The organism is Ruegeria sp. R14_0, assembly GCF_017743975.1.
Taxonomy (GTDB): domain Bacteria; phylum Pseudomonadota; class Alphaproteobacteria; order Rhodobacterales; family Rhodobacteraceae; genus Ruegeria.
In genome coordinates this window covers 665,551-685,620 of sequence record NZ_JAGHRC010000001.1, presented here as the reverse complement: position 1 = coordinate 685,620, position 20,070 = coordinate 665,551, and the positions used below count along the sequence as shown (strand labels likewise).

General features: G+C 59.8%; 22 protein-coding genes. 8 read left to right on the top strand and 14 right to left on the bottom strand.

Annotated elements, in window-relative coordinates:
- Positions 1–124: 124 nt before the first annotated feature.
- A complete protein-coding gene (locus J7416_RS03415) occupies positions 125–433 on the top strand; it encodes a hypothetical protein (protein WP_209223065.1) in 309 nt (102 codons plus the stop codon).
- 15 nt (positions 434–448) lie between these two features.
- Positions 449–1,120: a YafY family protein gene (locus J7416_RS03410; RefSeq protein ID WP_209223063.1), complete on the top strand. Its 672-nt coding sequence runs from the start codon at positions 449–451 to the stop codon at positions 1,118–1,120.
- Between the two features lie 60 nt (positions 1,121–1,180).
- Here J7416_RS03410 and J7416_RS03405 read toward each other — a convergent pair whose 3' ends face one another.
- From J7416_RS03405 to J7416_RS03370, 8 genes are all read right to left on the bottom strand, one after another.
- Positions 1,181–2,350: a LysM peptidoglycan-binding domain-containing M23 family metallopeptidase gene (locus J7416_RS03405; RefSeq protein WP_209223061.1), complete on the bottom strand. Its 1,170-nt coding sequence runs from the start codon at positions 2,348–2,350 to the stop codon at positions 1,181–1,183.
- Between the two features lie 62 nt (positions 2,351–2,412).
- Positions 2,413–3,063, bottom strand: a complete 651-nt coding sequence (locus J7416_RS03400; protein ID WP_209223058.1) for a protein-L-isoaspartate(D-aspartate) O-methyltransferase — start codon at positions 3,061–3,063, stop codon at positions 2,413–2,415.
- Positions 3,060–3,842 (bottom strand): 5'/3'-nucleotidase SurE, encoded by a 783-nt coding sequence (surE, locus tag J7416_RS03395; RefSeq protein WP_209223056.1) that lies wholly within the window; start codon positions 3,840–3,842, stop codon positions 3,060–3,062. The genes J7416_RS03400 and surE overlap by 4 nt, the downstream gene beginning before the upstream one ends.
- Positions 3,843–3,962: 120 nt before the next feature.
- Positions 3,963–5,048: an ABC transporter ATP-binding protein gene (locus J7416_RS03390; RefSeq protein ID WP_209223054.1), complete on the bottom strand. Its 1,086-nt coding sequence runs from the start codon at positions 5,046–5,048 to the stop codon at positions 3,963–3,965.
- Between the two features lie 80 nt (positions 5,049–5,128).
- Positions 5,129–6,175, bottom strand: a complete 1,047-nt coding sequence (locus J7416_RS03385; RefSeq protein WP_209223053.1) for a methyltransferase domain-containing protein — start codon at positions 6,173–6,175, stop codon at positions 5,129–5,131.
- A 105-nt stretch (positions 6,176–6,280) separates the two neighbouring features.
- Positions 6,281–7,393, bottom strand: coding sequence for a hypothetical protein (locus J7416_RS03380; protein WP_209223051.1), 1,113 nt, complete (start codon positions 7,391–7,393; stop codon positions 6,281–6,283).
- 2 nt (positions 7,394–7,395) lie between these two features.
- Positions 7,396–8,175, bottom strand: coding sequence for an SDR family oxidoreductase (locus J7416_RS03375; protein ID WP_209223049.1), 780 nt, complete (start codon positions 8,173–8,175; stop codon positions 7,396–7,398).
- Between the two features lie 69 nt (positions 8,176–8,244).
- Positions 8,245–8,607, bottom strand: coding sequence for a nuclear transport factor 2 family protein (locus tag J7416_RS03370; protein WP_209223047.1), 363 nt, complete (start codon positions 8,605–8,607; stop codon positions 8,245–8,247).
- Positions 8,608–8,716: 109 nt separating this feature from the next.
- On the opposite strand from J7416_RS03370, the gene J7416_RS03365 reads away from it, so the two are divergent.
- From J7416_RS03365 to J7416_RS03350, 4 genes are all read left to right on the top strand, one after another.
- The gene (locus J7416_RS03365; protein WP_209223045.1) at positions 8,717–10,324 is read left to right on the top strand and encodes a peptide chain release factor 3; all 1,608 of its coding nucleotides are present in this window, start codon (positions 8,717–8,719) and stop codon (positions 10,322–10,324) included.
- 21 nt (positions 10,325–10,345) lie between these two features.
- Positions 10,346–11,101, top strand: coding sequence for a hypothetical protein (locus tag J7416_RS03360; RefSeq protein WP_209223043.1), 756 nt, complete (start codon positions 10,346–10,348; stop codon positions 11,099–11,101).
- Entirely contained in the window at positions 11,098–12,027 is a 930-nt protein-coding gene (locus tag J7416_RS03355; protein ID WP_247744090.1) for a glycosyltransferase family 2 protein, read from the top strand. Before J7416_RS03360 ends, J7416_RS03355 begins: the two co-directional genes overlap by 4 nt.
- A 184-nt stretch (positions 12,028–12,211) precedes the next feature.
- Positions 12,212–13,570 (top strand): DEAD/DEAH box helicase, encoded by a 1,359-nt coding sequence (locus J7416_RS03350; RefSeq protein ID WP_209223041.1) that lies wholly within the window; start codon positions 12,212–12,214, stop codon positions 13,568–13,570.
- On the opposite strand, the gene J7416_RS03345 is transcribed toward J7416_RS03350, so the two are convergent.
- From J7416_RS03345 to J7416_RS03335, 3 genes are read right to left on the bottom strand one after another with little or no spacing between them, the layout of a single operon-like run.
- Positions 13,567–14,469 (bottom strand): DMT family transporter, encoded by a 903-nt coding sequence (locus J7416_RS03345; RefSeq protein ID WP_209223039.1) that lies wholly within the window; start codon positions 14,467–14,469, stop codon positions 13,567–13,569. The two genes, J7416_RS03350 and J7416_RS03345, sit on opposite strands and share 4 nt — an antisense overlap.
- Before the next feature lie 21 nt (positions 14,470–14,490).
- Entirely contained in the window at positions 14,491–15,375 is an 885-nt protein-coding gene (locus J7416_RS03340) for a fatty acid desaturase (RefSeq protein WP_209223037.1), read from the bottom strand.
- Positions 15,368–15,571 carry a DUF2061 domain-containing protein gene (locus J7416_RS03335; RefSeq protein ID WP_209223035.1) on the bottom strand — a complete coding sequence of 68 codons (204 nt, stop codon included), beginning with the start codon at positions 15,569–15,571 and terminating at the stop codon, positions 15,368–15,370. Before J7416_RS03335 ends, J7416_RS03340 begins: the two co-directional genes overlap by 8 nt.
- Before the next feature lie 107 nt (positions 15,572–15,678).
- Here J7416_RS03335 and J7416_RS03330 point away from each other — a divergent pair, with 107 nt between their 5' ends.
- Positions 15,679–16,542, top strand: a complete 864-nt coding sequence (locus J7416_RS03330; protein ID WP_209223033.1) for a helix-turn-helix transcriptional regulator — start codon at positions 15,679–15,681, stop codon at positions 16,540–16,542.
- A gap of 94 nt (positions 16,543–16,636) precedes the next feature.
- Positions 16,637–16,819 (top strand): hypothetical protein, encoded by a 183-nt coding sequence (locus tag J7416_RS03325; protein ID WP_170424350.1) that lies wholly within the window; start codon positions 16,637–16,639, stop codon positions 16,817–16,819.
- Here J7416_RS03325 and J7416_RS03320 read toward each other — a convergent pair.
- The 3 genes from J7416_RS03320 to J7416_RS03310 form a co-directional block, all read right to left on the bottom strand.
- Positions 16,816–17,577, bottom strand: coding sequence for an SDR family oxidoreductase (locus J7416_RS03320; protein WP_209223031.1), 762 nt, complete (start codon positions 17,575–17,577; stop codon positions 16,816–16,818). The two genes, J7416_RS03325 and J7416_RS03320, sit on opposite strands and share 4 nt — an antisense overlap.
- Positions 17,574–19,037: a carnitine 3-dehydrogenase gene (locus J7416_RS03315; protein ID WP_209223029.1), complete on the bottom strand. Its 1,464-nt coding sequence runs from the start codon at positions 19,035–19,037 to the stop codon at positions 17,574–17,576. Before J7416_RS03315 ends, J7416_RS03320 begins: the two co-directional genes overlap by 4 nt.
- A gap of 85 nt (positions 19,038–19,122) precedes the next feature.
- Positions 19,123–20,040 carry a 3-keto-5-aminohexanoate cleavage protein gene (locus J7416_RS03310; protein WP_209223027.1) on the bottom strand — a complete coding sequence of 306 codons (918 nt, stop codon included), beginning with the start codon at positions 20,038–20,040 and terminating at the stop codon, positions 19,123–19,125.
- Between the last annotated feature and the right edge of the window lie 30 nt (positions 20,041–20,070).

Below are 20,070 nucleotides of genomic sequence, written 5' to 3'. Positions count from 1 at the left end.
GCCGGTTCTCACAGCAAATTTGAACGGATCACGCGGATTTTGAGGGCTGGCAAAACACAACTGACAGGTTTATGTCAGTTGAGGAGGCATAAAACGCACCTGTCTCAGCAAACAGGAGCATCACGTGACACAAATCGCAGAAACCGTAACCTTCAAACTGGCAACCGATGTAACCAAGGAGGAGTTCGTGACCATCATGAAACGCACAGAATCCTTTGTTCGGAACGCCGAAGGCTTTGTCTTTCGCCGTCTCAGCGCGGGTGAGGACGGGCAGTGGACCGATACGGTCATCTGGACCGATATGGATTGCGCCCAGGCCGCCGCGACCGCCTTTCCCCAACAAGATTTTGCCCCTGCGGTCATGGCAGCAATCGCACCGGACTCGGTGACCATGCGTCACGATACGATCCATTGGACCATCGGGGCGTCATGACCGGCAAGAGATCCCATGCGCCGCACTGATCGGCTGTTCGATATCATCCAGATCCTGCGCGACGGCAAACTGCACCGCGCGCAGGACATCGCGGACCGCCTCGAAGTGTCGGTTCGTACGATTTATCGCGACATGGACACTCTGGTCGCCTCGGGAGTCCCGGTCGAGGGCGAGCGCGGCGTTGGTTACATGGTGCGCGAGCAGATCACCCTGCCCCCGCTGAACTTGACCCCGGCCGAACTTGAAGCCCTGAACCTCGGGATGGCCATCGTCGCCGAAGCTGCCGACCCAGACCTCAAAGCCGCAGCCGAGTCGCTGGCCGACAAGATCGACGCGGTACTACCCACGCAGGTCGTAGCCGAGGCTGACAGTTGGAAATTCGCCGTCTATCCATTTGCCGACGCGGCACGCGGATTGGCGCATATGGCGCCGATCCGCGCCGCCATCAAATCACGGCAAAAGCTGCGATTGTCCTATCGCCGAATTGACGGTGTTATGACCGACCGGATCATACGCCCGTTGCACATGGAATATTGGGGACGGGTCTGGACCCTGACCGCCTGGTGCGAACTGCGTCAGGGGTTTCGCGTCTTTCGCATCGACCTGATCGAGACTGTCTCACCCCTGCCCGAGGTTTTTGCGGATGAGCCCGGCAAACGTCTGAGCGACTATGACCCACACGCCTGACAGGCTTCATCTTTTCACAAATACTCTCGCCGAAGGCATGGCCCGTCAGGGCCACTCCTCTCACCGCAAGTAGGGTTCAGGATCGACGGATTCGAACCCTTTGCGCACCTCAAAGTGGACATAGGCATTATCTCCACCGCGCAAGGAGGCAAGTTTTTGGCCGCGTTTGACGCGGTCACCCTTTTTTACGGTGATATTTTCAACGTTCGCGTAAACGGTCAGCAGGTCGCTGTTGTGTTTGACCACAATGATCGGCACCTGATCCGCATCCGCCGTAATGGCCGCGACTGTGCCCGCAGCGGCCGCGTTCACCCGGGTGCCCGGAGACGACGCAATATCGATCCCTTCGTTTTTGCCTTTTTCATAGGTCCGAATGATCGTTCCGGTGACCGGCATGCCTAGAGCGGAATTACTTTGGTTTGTCGGAGCTTCGGCGGTCACATCCGGCGCAGGTTCGGCCGGTGCGATCACCTCGTCCGGCAAAGGTTGCGTCGCACTTGGGGGCGTCGGCGTGGGGGATCCCTGCCCTGGCTGCGTGATCGTGGTCGCGGGAACCGTCGCCGCCGCAGCTTGTCGCGGTGCGGGCTGGTTCTTGACCGGGATCAGCAGGAACTGGCCTTCACGCACGGTGAAGTCAGACCCCAACCCGTTCCACTCGGCCAGCGCATCAACCGGCACATCATAGAGGCGTGCGATCGTATAAGCGGTTTCGCCCCGCTTTACCTTGTGACGAATGGGCTCTGGCCCGGACGCCACCGGCGCGGGTGCCGGAGCGGGTGTCGCAGCCGTTTGCGCCGGTTCCAAGATCGCCGTACGCACTGTGCCATCCGCCGGGGCCTCTTCAATCGCAGCCCCTGCAATGGATGCAATATCGACCGAACTGGCAGCGCTGACTGTTCGGGGCAAAGCAACAACTTCGCCATCGCGCAGTTGATCTGCGGCCTGCAACCCATTGAACCGCGCGACTTCTTCAGCTGGCAGGCCGACACGTGCGGCCACATCGCTGACCGTATCGCCGCGACGGGCAACGACCACCTGGTAATTCGGATAAGTGATCACGCCACGCGCATCGGGTGCGGGCCGGTTGGCGGTGGCCGCCTGCGCCGCATCCGCAGTGGAAAACCCGCCGACGTTTCCGCGCAGGTCATAGTCAATGGGGCCTTCGCATCCCGCGAGCACGGCCAAAGAGGCCACACCTGCCGCGATTGCTGATTTGGAAACTGCTCTCATTTTACTGTCCTCACCGCCTGCCCCTGTTGTCCGGGGTTCCAGCGCTTATCGCAAATATTCCTTCACGCCTCGTCTTTGCCTAGCCCCTCCAGCAGAGGTACAAAACGGACGGGCAACAATTCGTCATAGTCCAGACCGGTCTCGGTACGCCTGACCCGGATCAGGGTCTGAACCGCATCCGACTGTCCCACCGGCAAAACCATGATACCGCCGATTTTGAGCTGCGCCAAGAGCGGCCCGGGCGGGTCCTCGGCAGCGGCGGTCACAATGATACGATCAAAGGGCGCTTGTTCCTGCAGCCCAAAGGACCCATCCGTCAACATCGCAGTCACGTTGGTCAGCCCCAACTCGCGAAACAGATCGGACGTTTCACGCACCAGCCGCTTATGGCGTTCCACGGTGTAAACCCGGCGCGCAAGCTTTGACAGGATCGCGGCCTGATAGCCCGAGCCTGTACCAACCTCCAGCACTGTATCCCGAGGCCGCACGTCCAGTGCCTGCGTCATCAGACCCACAACCGAGGGCTGGCTGATCGTCTGCCCGCAGGCAATTGGCAGCGGCGTGTCTTCATAGGCGCGCTCGGCAAACAGTCCTTTGACGAAACGGCCACGGTCGACCTGCTCCATCGCGGCCAGAACGCGCGCATCCGTCACCCCGCGTGAGCGCAGGGCAAAGAGGAACTGCATGGTGGTTTCTGGATCGGGTCCGGTCATTCGATTGTCTTCAGTTGATCCAGCATATCATGCGCCGTCAGATCCGCACGCATCGGCGTGACCGAAATGTAGCCATCCAGATTGACCGCCGCGTCCGTACCGGGCGCGGTGGGATTGTGCTGATAACCGCCCTTGATCCACAGGAACCGACGCCCCGATGGCGAGCTGTGCGGCTCGACCGAAAACCGCGTATCGCGGCGATAGCCTTGCGCCGCAATGCGGGTGCCCTTGACCTCATCCGCTGGCACGGGTGGGAAATTCACGTTGTAGAACAACCGGTAATCGCCCTGCTCGGCCGGTGTCGCATCCAGAATGCGGCGCACAAGGTCGGCCCCGAACCGCGTTGCGGTTTCGAACGGGTCGTCCAGCCCCAGATTGCGCGGGCCAAAGTATTGCGACAGCGCAATGGCCGGAACGCCTTGCAAGGCAGCTTCCATCGCGCCCCCGATCGTACCGGAATAAAGCGTGTTTTCCGCCGAGTTATTGCCCCGGTTCACACCCGACAAAACCAGATCAGGCGGGGTGTCTTTCATGACGTCGTGCAAACCTGCCAGCACACAATCAGCCGGAGACCCCTCGGCGGCGTAGCGACGCTCGCCCAGCTTGGCGACCATCATCGGGTGGGTATAGCTGATGCAGTGACCAACCCCGGATTGCTCGAAGGCCGGGGCCACGACCCAGATCTCGCCATCCGGGCCCGCCAGATCGGCGGCAATTGCCTCAAGCGCGATCAGCCCCGGAGCATTGATCCCGTCATCATTGGTCAGAAGAATACGCATCGCCCCATCCATCCCAGCGTTTTGACCTTGATAATCATGCCCCCGCGTGGCGGCAAGCAAAGCGCACCCGCAATCTGAGGCTTTCGGGCACCACTTGGCGCTAAACTGTCACACCAGAGCCTAAACCGGGAATACGAAACACTTGTCGCGGCGGATCGTCAGCCACATCACCCGCCCCGGACTAGGGACAAAGACATTTGGAACAGTGGCCTTCAGGATCGAGCCGTCATAGTCCATCCGAAACTCGACAAGGCTTTCATTGCCCAGAAACCGAGCCCGTTCGACCACGCCCCGCGCGGCAACGCCATCGGTTGGTGTTGGCAACGGCCCCTTGCCATTTCGGTCGAAATCCAGACGCACATGTTGAGGTCGGAAGACGATCTCGACATCGGTGTTGTCGGGCACGCCCGGCGCCAGAAACTGCCCAAAGGGCGTTTCCGCCAAAGCTCCATTCACTTTGGCGGGCAATACATTGACATCACTAAAGAAAGCAACAGCGGCTTTATCCGCCGGACGGGTGTAAACGTTGTAGGGCGCGCCTTGCTGAACGATCTTTCCGCGGCGCATCAGGGCGATCTCATCGGCCATACGCATCGCCTCTTCGGGCTCATGCGTGACCAGAACGACGGCCGCGTCTTCCTCTTTGAGGATGGCCAGCGTCTCATCCCGGATACCGTCGCGCAAGCGGTTGTCGAGGCCCGAGAAAGGCTCGTCCATCAGCATGATCCGTGGACGCGGGGCCAACGCGCGCGCCAAAGCCACCCGTTGCTGTTCGCCACCAGACAGATGATGCGGGTAGTCGTCGATAAAGCGCATCAGATCGACCTTGGTCAGCAACTCTTCAACGCGGGCACGCTTTTCATCCTTGTGCCCCTTCAGGCCAAAGGCCACGTTATCTGACACACTCAGATGCGGGAACAGTGCAAAGTCCTGAAACATCAGCCCAATTTCACGCCGCTCGGGCGGCACCCGGAACACCGTGTCGCAGATCAGCTTGCCATCGACATAGATTTCACCGGATTCCTGCATCTCGACCCCGGCGATCATGCGCAGAGTTGTCGACTTGCCGCAGCCTGACGGCCCCAACAGACAGGTCACCTGCCCCGCCTGCACCGTCAGCGAAACATTGTCCACCACGACCCGCCCCTCGTACCGGGCGATCAGATTTCGGATTTCCAGCCGAGGAGGAGTTGCGTTTTCTGTCACCGATGGGCCCCGTTGCCTTTCCCGATCAATTCCATCGGGCTTAGGCGGGGATAACAACCCCGCCCCTCAGGCGCAAGAGATCAGCAGCAGCCGCCCGATGCGGCCTCGCCGGTGGCCTCAAACGGGCTTTCGCCGCCACAGCCTTCGAAGATTCCGTAGTGGGTCGAGAAATCACCAATGAATTCAAAATGCCGTGCAAACCGCGTGTCTTTCAGCATCATCCATGTGTTGCCGCAGACGGGAAACACTTTGCCCGCCTCAATCGCGTGGTGGTCGTCCAGTTCGAACAGATGCGGCGCGTTCGGGATGGTTCCCTTGTAGATCACGGCCTGACCATAATCCTCGCACGCGGGCTCCAGCTCGGGCAGCTTGAACAAACGGTATGTTGCGGACAGGAAGTTCAGGGGCGCGACGCGCTCTTCCAGAACCGGGTTCTCGATGGTCAGCGGGCGGTGCGTAACACGGCGCGGATCACCGAAACCGGCCTTGCGCGACATCGACAGGAAGTCGTTCCAGTACAGCGCACCCGACAGGCACTCACCGTACAGAACCTCATCTTCAGCCATTTCCTGCGGCACGCGGCGGTCTGCATAGACGTCTGAGAAATACATCTCGCCCCCGTCTTTCAACAACCGATGCGCGCCACGCAGGACGGCGTCCTTGTCCGTGGCCAGGTTGATGACACAGTTCGATACGATGATGTCGAAAGACCCCGGCTCAAGATCCAGTTCATCCAACTTTTCGATATAGCCGTGGTGGAATTCCACATTCGACGCGGCATGCCCAAACGCCTGCGCGTGATAGTCCTGATGCGCGCGCGCGACGTCCAATTGCTCGGGCGTCATGTCCACGCCCACGACGCGGCCTTTTTCGCCCACCATGTCGGACAAGGCGTACACATCGCGTCCGGCACCACAGCCAAGGTCTAGAATACTCATCCCTTCAAGGTCCAGCGGCGCGATCAGGCCGCAGCCATAGTAGCGCGTCAGCACATCGTCGTGGATTTTCGACAGGGTTTTTTTGAGGTGATCCGGCATCTCATCCGGCGTGCAGCACGCGTTGGTCTGCAAATCCGCGCTGCCCTGCAGGACCTCGCCATAGTAATTCTGCACTGCCTCATGCTTCATTGCGGCTACCCTTCTGTCTGATCGCTGCTTTGCAGCTAATGCAGCGCCGGGCGCGGTGCAATCCGGGCGTTCGCGATCTGACGAAAGCGTGAGGATATTTGGGCACTAAGCCAGCAGTTCGAAGTCCACACCCGTGCGGACCTGACCGTTCACCTGTATCTCAAGCCGATGCGCGCCGGGGACAAGTTTGAACGTGGTCGCGTCGCCCTTGAGCTTATGTCTTTTGCTCAGCGTCAGAGCGCCTTCCTTCAGCGCGGCCTGCTTCAGCTTGTGAACCTTGGCTGAGGTTTTTCCACCAGGGCGCTGAAAATGAACGATATAATCGACCAGAACGGGCTGACGACCCGCTCCGCTCAGCGCCACATCGAACTCCAACGCTCCGCCGATCCGTGCTTCGCCGGTGATCGTGATATCCGCGCGGATATCCGCGTCCGGGTCAAAACCTAGCATCTTCATCGCGCGCGGATGACCAGACTTCACAAGCCCGCGCAAGGTGTGTGCGGTCATCCACTCCAGCTCGGCGCGGTCTTGTTGCGCATCTTCGGCCCAGACCTGCAATCGGTCCAATACAAGTTCGGGGTCTTTCTTGGTAATATCGTTCAAATGGTTCGCGACTGACCGCGTGACGTACCGCGTACCATCAGCATGCAACCGGTCCAGCAGTGGCAGCGGATCACTCAGCTCCAACCCCACCGCCTGCCCCCACGGCAAACGCGGGCGGGTGCCTTCGCTGACCAATCGGCGAACATGGTAACTGTCATGAGCGCACCACGCCTCCATCCGCGCGAGAACCTGTTCGGGGTATTCATTCAGGAACGGGCGAATGGCCCATTCCATTGAAAACCTCTGAGTAATCTGCTCCAGAACATCCAGCGCCTGATCCGGGTGATCCAACCCAACGGACACGACCCAGTCACCCAAAGGCGCAAAGATGAAATCACCAAAGTCGTCATCTGTCTTGGTTGGGTCTAACGGCGGCGGCAAAGCGCGCAGCAGCGTCGGTGCGACCTCGGGCAGATCACCGGGCACGGCCTGTTGCAGGCACTCGGCGATCCAGGCCATCCGCTCTTTCAGCTCAAGGTCCAGCAGGCGCGACATGACCTGCGTTTGAAATGCATCGGCGTCAAAGGATGCGTCAGCACCGGCAAAAAGGCCCGCCAGATAGCGGGTCTTTTCTGCGTTAAACAATTGATCCTTGAGCGAAAAGTTCTGTGCCATCGTCAAATCGTCAGGTTGGTCGCGCCGCCGTCCAGCAGGATGTTTTGCCCGACAATGAACCCGGCGTGCTGCGAACACAGGAAGGCGCAGGCTGCCCCGAACTCTTGCCGTGTTCCGTATCGGCGCGCAGGGATCGTCGCCTCGCGTTGCGCCCGGGCCTCGTCGATCGAGATCCCTTTTTGCGCCGCAACTCCGCCGTCCAGCGAATTTGCCCGGTCGGTGGCATGGATTCCCGGCAACAGGTTGTTGATCGTCACGCCGTTAGGGGCGACCTGACGCGCGGTTCCGGCCACGTATCCGGTCAACCCTGTGCGCGCCGCGTTGGACAGGCCCAAAGCCGGGATAGGCGCGCGCACGGATTGCGACGTGATGTTGACCACCCGGCCCCAGCCCTTGTCCATCATGCCCGGCAGCAACGCCTTCATGAACGCAATCGGGGTCAGCATATTGGAATCCAACGCCTTGATGAAATCGTCGCGATCCCAGTCCGACCACAGCCCCGGAGGTGGCCCGCCCGCGTTTGTCACAAGAATATCAACGCCCTGCGCCGCTTCGATCACCTGCGCCTGCCCCTCAGCCGAGGTCACATCGCAGGCAATGGTCTGGACCTGAACACCATGCGCCGCGCGGATACTGTCGGCCGACGCCTCCAAAGCCTCGGCCCCACGCGCATTCATCACCAGATCGACACCCGCAGCGGCCAAAGCCTCGGCACAGCCCAGGCCCAAGCCCTTGCTGCTGGCACAAACCAGCGCGCGTTTTCCTTTGATTCCCAGATCCATCCGATCCTCCCTGTCTTTGCCGCACATGTAGCACCAGCCTTTCAGGGAAGACCAGTAACCGTTCTGGGATCAGTAAAAGAACTCTTCGCGCACGATCTTACCGTCAGCGACATGATAAATTGCCACTTCGCGCATATCAAAGCTGTCACCACTTTCTTTCACGGTTCCCTTGACTTCGAAGATCACCGCAAAGCGGTCTTCGCCATGCATGAAGGGATCGCTGACCGACGCGTCGGTCACGTCATGCGCGCCTTCCCACCAGTCATGCTTGCCATGTATGGCTTCGCGGCCCTTCGCCTCGCGGCCCATGCCCATTGCATCCGCCGCTTCGACAGAAACAGCATCGTCAGCATAGAGTTTGTCCAAATTCGCTTTGGCGCGGCCTTCGCGGCAACCGGCGACCAGTTCGTTTGCAATTTCTTTTAAATTCATATCACCTCTCCATCATTTGTTCACCATATGTTCTCATTGCCACAGCCCAGCGATTCGAACCAGTCCCTTTGTCTTGCCTCGGCAGGATTCCCCGCATATACGCGCGTTCATGCTTGATACCGCCTCGAACCAACCCGTGTTGCCGCCCGAGATCGCCCGACGCCGGACATTCGCCATCATCTCGCACCCGGATGCGGGCAAGACGACGCTGACTGAAAAGTTCCTGTTGTACGGGGGCGCGATTCAGATGGCCGGTCAGGTGCGCGCGAAGGGTGAGGCACGGCGGACACGCTCGGACTTCATGCAGATGGAGAAGGATCGCGGTATCTCGGTTTCCGCATCGGCGATGTCGTTTGACTACGACAACTTCCGGTTCAATCTGGTGGACACGCCCGGCCACAGCGATTTCTCGGAAGACACTTATCGCACACTGACCGCCGTGGATGCTGCCGTAATGGTCATCGACGGTGCAAAAGGTGTGGAAAGCCAGACGCAGAAACTGTTCGAGGTCTGCCGCCTGCGCGATCTGCCGATCCTGACCTTCTGTAACAAGATGGACCGAGAAAGCCGCGATACGTTCGAGATCATCGACGAAATTCAGGAAATGCTTGCCATTGACGTAACACCTGCGGCGTGGCCGATTGGTGTGGGCCGCGACTTCATCGGCTGCTACGACATGCTGCGCGACCGGTTGGAGTTGATGGACCGCGCCGACCGTAACAAGGTCGCCGAAAGCATTCAGATCAACGGATTGGACGACCCGAAACTGGCGGAACACGTGCCCGAGCACCTGCTGGACAAGCTGCTGGAAGAGGTCGAAATGGCACGCGAATTGCTGCCTGCCCTTGACCCGCAGGCCGTGTTGGAAGGTCACATGACCCCGATCTGGTTCGGTTCGGCCATCAACTCGTTCGGCGTGAAGGAACTGATGGAGGGCATCGGTGCTTATGGCCCGCAGCCACAGACCCAATCCGCCCAGCCGCGTCAGATCGCGCCTGACGAGAAAAAGGTCGCAGGCTTTGTCTTCAAGGTGCAGGCCAATATGGACCCCAAGCACCGCGACCGGGTGGCTTTTGTTCGCATGGCCTCGGGCCATTTCAAGCGTGGTATGAAGCTGACCCATGTGCGGTCGAAGAAGCCGATGGCGATTTCGAACCCCGTTCTGTTCCTCGCCTCCGACCGCGAACTGGCCGAAGAGGCCTGGGCCGGCGACATCATCGGCATCCCCAACCACGGCCAGCTGCGCATTGGCGACACGTTGACCGAGGGCGAAGCGCTGCGTGTGACGGGCATTCCGTCGTTCGCGCCGGAACTGCTGCAAGGCGTTCGCGCGGGTGATCCAATGAAGGCCAAGCATCTGGAAAAAGCCCTGATGCAGTTTGCCGAGGAAGGTGCCGCCAAAGTGTTCAAACCCTCTATCGGATCGGGCTTTATCGTCGGCGTTGTCGGCGCGCTGCAGTTCGAAGTGCTCGCCAGCCGGATTGAGATGGAGTACGGCCTGCCCGTACGCTTCGAGGCGTCTCAGTTTACCTCAGCCCGCTGGGTCAGTGGCGACAAGGCCGAGGTCGAGAAATTCGTCAACGCCAACAAGCAGCACATCGCTTATGACCATGACGGCGACATCGTTTATTTGACGCGTCTGCAGTGGGACATCGACCGCGTTGTGCGCGACTACCCAGAGCTGAACCTGACCGCCACGAAAGAGATGATGGTGTAATGGTGCGGGCCGAAAGTCCGAATGGATGATGATCTGACGTATTCGGGTGGTCTGCCCGCCCTCCAAGACAGGTTCGAAAGGCGACGTGCGCCTTTCGAATGGTCGGACGTAGATTTTCCCGCGGCAGATGCCGATTTGGTCCCGCTGACGCATCAGATCGTGCCCGAAAGCGCGACACGGCCGGATCCCGGCAAAGCGGACACATCCTGGACCCGCAAACGCCAGCAAATCGCGCGGGAATTCGTCGGCAAATCGGAACTGGCCTTTCTGAATGCACAGCTGATCTCGAACCTGCGAAAACGGGCGTGGCCCAGTCACGCCCCTGCCCTGTTTTGCCGGTTGTGGGCCGAGCATTCGGAACACCTGTTGCAACAGCTTGATCTGCGTTGGCAGGTGTCTTCCATTCAGACATTTGCCGACCACGGCGCCACACAGGCGCAACGCGAAGTCGGGAGCGCGATGCGCATGCTGTTCGGCATCATGAAGCTTTATGAGTTTGAACGTCTTTTCTCTGGTCGCCCGCCCGACGTGCCCTATCCGCTGCGGCGCAAGGCGGATGCTGAACTGCCGATGGAGATGAACAGTTTCTCGTTCGAAGCCGGAGGGCTGGACATCAACATCCTGACGCCCGTATGGGCGCAGGCGAAAACCGACCAGACGATCGCCCCACTTGCCGACCATCTGTTCACCGCTTTGAACCGCGATCCCGGCACCGTGTTCCGACGCCTGGCCAAAATGCGTGAGGCGCGTGAAGCGCGCCGGGCGGCGCGACAATGACGACCTGGGGTATCGTGTCGATGGTTCGCGGCTCGACCCGCGACATACTTGGATTTGCGGCGCATCACCTCGGTCTGGGTGCGGACTATCTGTATATCTATATGGACGAGCCCAATCACGCGGCGCACCGCACCCTCAGGAATCACCCGAAAATCCGGGTGCGAATCTGCGATGATGCCTTTTGGAAGAACCGCAAGCGGGACCGGCCGGAACGCCATCAGGTCCGCCAGACGCTGCACGCGACATTCGCCTATCGCAACACCGATCTGGACTGGCTGGCGCATCTCGATGTGGATGAGTTCTTGTGGTCCGAAAAACCGATCCGGGAACAGTTGAATGCCGTCCCCAACGAAATCCCTGCCGTCCGCGTCCGCCCGATGGAGGAAATGGCAGGCGGCGAGGATTTGTATAAGGCTTATATCCCGAGCGGACCCGACCGCTCGGCGTTGGTGCAGTCGCTCTATCCCAACTATGGCGAATTCGTTCTGGGAGGGTTCCTCAGCCATACCCAGGGTAAGCTGATTGCCCGCACAGGCATGGAAAAGCTGAACTTTCGCATCCACAACCTGTTTCAGAACAAAGAACCCCTGACCTGCAAGTTCGAACTGTCGGGGTTGGAGCTGTGCCACCGGCATGCCCCAGACTGGGAACACTGGATGGCACATTACCGGTTCCGCATGGACCGCGGATCGTACCAGGCCGGCATGTCGCCCAACGTCCCACGCGAGTTGGGGGGATTGAACAAGAACGAACTGTTCAGCTGGATCGAGGAAGAACAAGGCACGGACGGCCTGCGCGCGTTCTACGATGAGATCAGCGGAGCCGACCCCGAGGTCCGGGCGCGACTGCAAGAACACGGCCTAATCCGGCACAGGCCTCTGGATCTGGACACCAAGATCGCGAAACACTTTCCCGGAAGCTGCTGAATTGTTGCGCAAAATCAGCAGCGGCCTTTGGCGACGTTAGGTTAAAGGCTCTTCATTTGACCCTGCCTCATGATTTTGTTATGTCCGCGCAAAGCCGAAATGTGCCTGACAGCGCATGGCCATCCGGGCCCGGCACTCCATTGACGCGCGGGCCAGGTCTAGTGTCCGCAAAAACCGGACATACATGACAAAATTCAACGAACTGAACCTGAACCCGAAGGTCCTCAAAGCCATTGAGGAAGCCGGATACGAAACGCCCACCCCGATTCAGGAGGGCGCCATCCCCCCCGCGCTTGAAGGGCGCGATGTGCTGGGGATCGCTCAGACCGGTACTGGCAAGACCGCCAGCTTTACCCTGCCGATGATCACACTGCTGGCCCGTGGCCGCGCCCGTGCGCGGATGCCGCGTTCGCTGGTGTTGTGCCCAACGCGGGAACTGGCCGCACAGGTCGCGGAAAACTTTGATACCTACACCAAGCACCTGAAACTGACTAAGGCGCTGTTGATCGGCGGTGTCAGTTTCAAGGAACAAGAGGCACTGATCGACCGGGGCGTGGACGTTCTGATCGCCACTCCGGGCCGTCTGCTGGACCATTTCGAACGCGGCAAGCTGCTACTGACCGGCGTTCAGATCATGGTGGTGGATGAGGCCGACCGGATGCTGGACATGGGGTTCATCCCAGATATCGAACGCATCTTCTCGCTGACGCCATTCACCCGTCAGACCCTGTTCTTCTCGGCCACCATGGCGTCCGAGATTGAGCGGATCACCGACACCTTCCTGTCCGCGCCCGCTCGGATCGAGGTCGCCCGCCAGGCCACCGCGTCCGAGACCATCGAACAGGGCGTGGTGATGTTCAAAGGCGGCCGCCGTGATCGTGAGGCCAGCGCCAAGCGCAAGACTCTGCGCGCGCTGATCGACGCCGAGGGCGAAAAATGCACCAATGCGATCATCTTCTGCAATCGTAAGACAGATGTGGATATCTGTGCGAAATCGCTGAAGAAATACGGCTACAACGCCGCTGCCATTCACGGCGATCTGGATCAGTCGCAGCGTATGAAAACGCTGGACGGATTCCGTGATGGCTCACTTCGTCTTCTGGTCGCGTCCGATGTTGCTGCCCGTGGTCTGGACATTCCTTCGGTCAGCCACGTGTTCAACTTCGATGTTCCCGGCCATGCCGAAGACTACGTGCACCGCATTGGCCGTACGGGTCGCGCCGGGCGTGAGGGCAAAGCCATCACCATCTGTTCGAAGCGTGATGAAAAGGCGCTGGATGCGATCGAAAAGCTGATTCAAAAGGACATCCCGCGGATCGAAAACCCGATCAAGGATGAGCCCAAGGAAGAAGCACAAAAGCCCGAGAAGAAAGCCAAATCTCCCGAAGGCAAGAAAACCGACAGCAAACGCGGCGACCGCAAAAAGGACAAGGACTCCAAAGGTCGTGGCCGCCGGGACGACGGCGGGCCAGCGGTTGTCGGCATGGGCGATCACCTGCCCAGCTTCATCGCGCTGAGCTTTGATGAGCGCCGCGCAGGCTAAATCGCCAGTACCAGCGCCAATATCGACACACCAAGCAATGCCATCCCGGCGATCTCACGCCGGGTTATGCTTTCGCGAAAAAACAGGATCGAGGCAAACAGGCTGAGGATCAGCTCGACCTGCCCCAGCGCTTTGACATAGGCCGCGTTTTGCAGCGTGAACGCCAAGAACCAGCAGAACGACCCGCAAAGGCTTGTGAGTCCAACAAAAACGCCGGTCCTGCGCGTCTGCCAGACCGCGCGCAATTCTGCCCTATCACGCCACAGCAGCCACAGCCCCATGCTGAGAAACTGGAATGTGACCACGACGGCCAGCGTGATCAACGCCCGGTACCAGGCGTCAATATCACCCAGTTCCAATGAAGCACCCCGATAGCTGACAGATGAGAAGGCAAACAGAACGCCTGAGCCCAACCCAAGCCGCGATGCCCGGTTGGTGAGGTGCGTCCACCAAACCCCGTCACCACCGGGATTTTTTGACAACAGCAAAACCGCCATCAAACCCACAACGATGGCGAACAAGGCGCCTGCCGACACCTGGTCGCCCAACACCAGAAAACCGACGATGGCCGTTTGGATGACCTCAGTCTTTTTGAACGTGATACCAACCGCGAAGTTGCGCTGCTTGAACAACGCCACGACGCAAATGGTCGCCAGAATCTGCGTCGTTCCACCGATCATTGCAAAAAACCAGAACCGCCCGGTCAGAGGCGGCAGGCTGAAACCTGTGACCTGCATCGCCACGATCAGTCCCAGCACAGCCAGAGGCATGGAATAGGCAAAGCGCGCAAAGGTCGCCCCCGCTGCCGAAAGCTTTACAGTGCTGAGCGACTTTTGCAGCATGAACCGCACGGTCTGAAACGCAGCGGCGGCAATGGTGACGGGAATCCACAAACTCATGGAGCCCCTTGTGTCGACAAATCAACCCTTTGGCCAGAGCGGATGCGCCACCGGATCTTTCGCGCGCCAGAAGTACGAGCGGAAAACCTGCCCGTAGGAGCGGTACACGTAGGCTTCATTGCTGGCCAGATAGCGATCCTTTCCCGCACGATACAGCGCAGGCAATCGATACCATGGCGCACCTGGGTTCATGTGATGAACGACGTGTAGGTTGTTGTTCAAAAACAGAAAAGCCAAAGGCCCCCGATCTTCCACGATCACAGTGCGGGCACTGGAATTCTCGTGCGCCCGGTGTTCCAGAAAGGTGCGAATCTTGACCAGCCCCAACCCGATGTAAGCCGACAGCACAAAGGCCCAAATCGGCATCGGGGACTGAGATACGATCCACAGAACGACGGCCACTCCGACCAAGTGAAGCGCCCAGGCCCGCAGTATGGCCCCATCCCCGCGCATGGCCCCGCGCAACTCATCGCGCAGGAACGTATACTGGCCGATCGCCGGCCCCAGAACCATACGCCCAAGCAACGTGTTATTCGCCCGCAGCAGTTTCCGCTGCCACCCCGTCAGAGCGTTCCAGACCTTGGGATCCAGATAGTTCGACTCGGGGTCGTCATAAGGGTCGGTCAGCGTCGCATCGCGGTGGTGCGCCAGATGCAGGTCGCGGAACCGGTTGTACGGGATGAACAAAGTCAGCGGCAGCGCCATCAGCGCCTCATTCAGCCAACGAGTGCGGAACGGGTGGCCGTGCAGCGCCTCATGTGTCAGCGACGAATGCAGCGCCGCGACCAGTCCCATGGCTGGAATTGCAAGCCAGACCGGCAATGTGAAAACCACCATGAGCCACACCGCATAACACACGAGGATCAGGGCGAAAGTGCCCCACTCGGGTCCCGGACGCTCAGACATTTCTGCCCCACGAGATACCCGCCCACACGCGCTCGTAGATCACATACATCGTCAGGCCGATTGCGGTGTTCACAATCGCCAGTGTTCCGCCTACGGCTGCCGAGCCCGTCGCGACCAGACCCACCACCGTCATCACGGCCAAGCCCATCGCATTCCACAGCACTGCCTTCACGACCGATCTTCGTCGCGTTTCCATTCCGTCACCCATATTGTTGTTATATTTTAAAAAATACGGGTCTGACCCCAGTTTGAAAATTCTGAATATGATTAACAAAACTCATCATCTGTGATATTTATCACCACATGCAGGATAAAATAGACAAACGAGACCGCGCCGCACAGTTCCGACTGCGCCTTGCCCGCGCCATGGAAGAACAGCATGTGAGCCAAAGCGCACTTGCCCGGGATATTGGCGTGGACCGCTCGACCGTGTCCCAGTTGTTGACCGGTGAAGGCGCACGCCTGCCCAACGCCCATGTGGTCGGCAGCTGCGCCTCGGCGCTTGGAGTATCGGCGGATTGGTTGCTTAGCCTGTCGGATCGCCCCGAAAGCGCGGCCGAGTTGCTGGCCAGTTCGCTCAGCATGACCGAGGCCCCGCGTGCACTGGTCGATGAACGGATTTTCGAGTGGCACCAAGAGGCCGCCGGATACAAGATCCGATATGTCCCGGCCACCCTGCCCGACATGCTGAAGACGCGCGCGGTATTGGAGTGGGAATACGCCCCGCATCTGGGCCGCACGGCAGATCAGGCCATCGGCGCCTCAGCCGACCGCCTGACATGGATGCGCAGCGCGCAATCGGACTATGAAATCGCGATGCCCCTGTTCGAATTGGACAGCTTTGCCCGCGCAACCGGATACTACGAGGGTCTTTGCCCCAACATCCGCCTGAACCAGATCGATCATCTGCTTGAACTGTGCGAGCAGCTTTATCCCCGGATGCGCATCTATCTGTTCGACGCGAAACGCCTCTACTCTGCACCGGTGACCATCTTTGGTCCTCTGCTATGCGTGTTCTACGCAGGCAGCCATTACATGGCCTTTCGCGACCGCGATCGAATCGAGATATTTAGTCGTCATTTCGATACGTTAGTACGCGAAGCGGATGTGACCGCCCGGGATTTTCCCGATCATCTCAGACATCTGCGATCGGCGATTCCCGCTTGAACATAATGCCAAAGATGCAAGCTGGGTCATCCTGTGTTACTGTCGTTGGGCGCGAACCTTCAGGCAATCCGATCCCAGACGGAGGAGCACAGGAATGGACGCACTGAAAACCGCTCAATACGCCCGGGCCCTATATTCGGCCCACGGAGACCAGGCCGAGGCGGAAGCCGCGCAGAAAATGCGCGAATGCGAAGCCGCGGGGAACATGGACCAAGCCCGCGATTGGCAGGCGGTCCGCCAGTCGATCCGCCAGATACGCGGTCCCAATCAGGGTTAAACCTTTGGGTCCGGGTTGACCGTATGCCCGTCGACGGCAATTACCTGCCCCGACACCAACCGAGCTGCGTCTGAGGCCAGGAACACCGCCATATTCGCGATGTCCCGCCCTTCGACAAAACGCCCCATCGAGGTGCCCGAAGCGTAACCTGCATAGACCTGATCCCGGGTCATTCCCTTGGCTTGCGCCTCGCGGTGCAGCACGCCCTCCATGCGGGGGCCCTCAACCGCGCCCGGACAGATCGCGTTGCATCGCACGCCATGTGGGCCCAGTTCCATCGCCAGGGTTTTGGCCAGACCGATCATCCCCCATTTCGCGGCCGCATACGGCGCGCGGTTGGGATAGCCATATTGCCCGGCGGTTGACGACGTGATGACCAGCGCCCCGCTGCCCTGGCGCTTCATCAGCGGAGAGGCGTATTTAGCACACAGGAACGCCCCCTCAAGGTTTACCGCCAGACACAAGCGCCACTCCTCCAGCGCGACGTCTTCGACCAGCGCGGTCGGTCCCGCGATCCCGGCATTGGCGCAAAGCGTATCCAACCCGCCCCATTCCGCTTCGATCTCACCAAACAAGACTGAAACCGCCGATTCATCCACGACATTTACCTCAGATCGCCGCCAATGGTCAGGGCAGTTCGACAGAGCCTTGGGATCGACATCCGCCACCCAAACTTGCGCGCCCGCGTCATCAAACGCTTCGGCCATGGCACGGCCAACGCCCGAAGCGCCGGCCGTGATCAGAACGCGCCCGCTCATGCCGGTTTGCGGATCGCGGCCCCGGCACCCTCGGGATACGGCAAGCCAGCCTGCGCTTCGGCGATGCGAGCCATAGCCGCTTCGATCTCGGCTGATGGGGCACTGGGACGACGTGTTTCCAGACTGACATGCAACAAGAAGCTCTCGCCCGTGGCCAGCAGCTTGTCCCCCTGATACATCGAGTGGAACACGTGCAGTTTCTTACCCTGCCCCAGCAACAGCTGAGTCCGCACTTCGATCTTCGCACCCGCATGCACTTCGTCGATATACCGAATGTGATTCTCAGCGGTGAAGTAGCTTCCACCTGATGAGATATAGTCCGCATCGCAGCCCATGATCTCCATGAACCGGTCGGTGGCTGCGGCAAAGGCTTCCAGATAGCGTGCCTCGTTCATGTGGCCGTTATAGTCGGTCCAGTCTAGCGGAACGGCACGTGACAGGGTCAGGATCGGCTGGCTCAGATCGGCTCGCTCCATCGTTGGCAAGGCACCCGGCTTCAGCGCAGCATCATGCTGGTTCAGCACCGCGCCGGCCCCATAGTTCTGCGCTTTCAACGCCCGCATCATCCCGACAAGGTTGTTGTCGCGAATCCGTTCAAGTTCACGGATCGAGTGCATGCCCGACTGCGCATCCGACTGATCCGCGATCATATCAACCAGCTCATCCGTGAATTCCGGCACGTCCATCAGCTTGGTCCAGGGCCATTTCAACGCCGGGCCGAATTGCGCCATGAAATGCCGCATCCCGGCCTCACCGCCCGCCACACGATAGGTCTCGAACAAGCCCATCTGAGCCCAACGGATGCCAAACCCCATACGAATGGCCTCATCGACCTCTTCGGTCGTAGCAATGCCGTCCTTGACCAGCCACAGCGCCTCGCGCCACACAGCCTCAAGGAACCGATCGGCAATATGCGCGTCGATCTCTTTTTTGATGTGCAGCGGGAAGAAACCCACAGATTTCAACAAGTCCTGCGCCCGCTTGATCATCTCGGGCGGGTTCTTGTCGGTCGGAACCAGCTCGATCAACGGCAGCAGGTAAACCGGGTTAAACGGGTGCGTCACCACGATCTGCTCCGGTCGCAGAGCGCCCTCCTGCAACTCGGATGGCTTGAACCCGCTGGTGGACGATCCGATGATCGCATGCGGGTCACAGGCCTCCTGCAACCCTTTGTAAACCTTCAGCTTCAGGTCCAAACGCTCTGGTACGCTTTCCTGAATCCAGGTCGCCCCCTGAACGGCGTCCGCCAGCTCGTCGTGGAACGTCAAAGCGCCCTCAGGCGGCAAAGGCACATCGCTGAGCCCCGGCAAAGACCGACGCGCATTCTCCAGAACCTCGCCAATCTTGCGCTCGGCCTCGGGATCAGGGTCGAACACCCGGACATCCCAGCCGTTCAGAAGAAACCGAGCAGCCCATCCGCCACCGATTACGCCGCCACCTATGATAGCTGCTGTTTTCATGCCATCCCGCCTGTCCAAGTACGTCTTTTCATCTTTTCAAAAATACTCCGGGGGTTTGGGGGCTGGCCCCCATATCCCAGGTGATTCACCGCGCGACCGGCGCCCGCTTGGTCAGCCCCAGCTTCTCTCGCACCTCCTGCGCGCCGATCACCCGCGCACCCATGTTCGAGACAATGGTGTTCGCCCGCTCAACCAGCTGCCAGTTTTCAGCCAACACGCCTTTGTCCAGCCACAGATTGTCCTCCAACCCGACGCGCACATTGCCACCCGCCAGCACAGCCGCCGACGCATAGGCCATCTGGTTCCGGCCTAGCGAGAACGCACTAAAGGTCCACTCATCAGGCACGTTGTTCACCATTGCCATGAAGGTGTTCAGATCATCGGGTGCGCCCCACGGAACGCCCATGCATAGCTGAACCAGGGCGTTTGGCTCCAGAATCCCCTCTTTCACCAGTTGTTTAGCAAACCACAGATGACCGGTGTCGAATGCCTCAATCTCGGGCTTCACCCCCATATCCGTCATCATCTTCCCCATCGCCCGCAGCGCGCCCGGGGTATTGGTCATGACGTAATCGGCCTCGGCAAAGTTCATGGTGCCGCAATCCAGCGTGCAGATTTCGGGCAAGCATTCCGCGATATGAGCGACCCGCTCGGACGCGCCGATCATGTCCGTGCCAGCCTCGTTCACGGGAAACGGGCTTTCCACGCCACCAAACACGATGTCGCCGCCCATCCCGGCGGTCAGGTTCAAAACCACATCCACCTCGGCCTCGCGAATGCGGTCGGTCACCTCGCGATACAGGTCCAGACGACGGCTGGGCGTACCGGTTTCGGGGTCGCGCACATGGCAGTGGACAATCGCCGCGCCAGCCTTGGACGCCGCGATCGCGCTTTCGGCAATCTGCTTCGGCGAGCGTGGCACATGCGGGCTGCGATCCTGCGTTCCACCCGAGCCTGTCACAGCGCAGGTGATGAAGACGTCGCGGTTCATTTCCAGAGGCATGGTGTTTTCCCCAAGTTATACCGGGTTTCG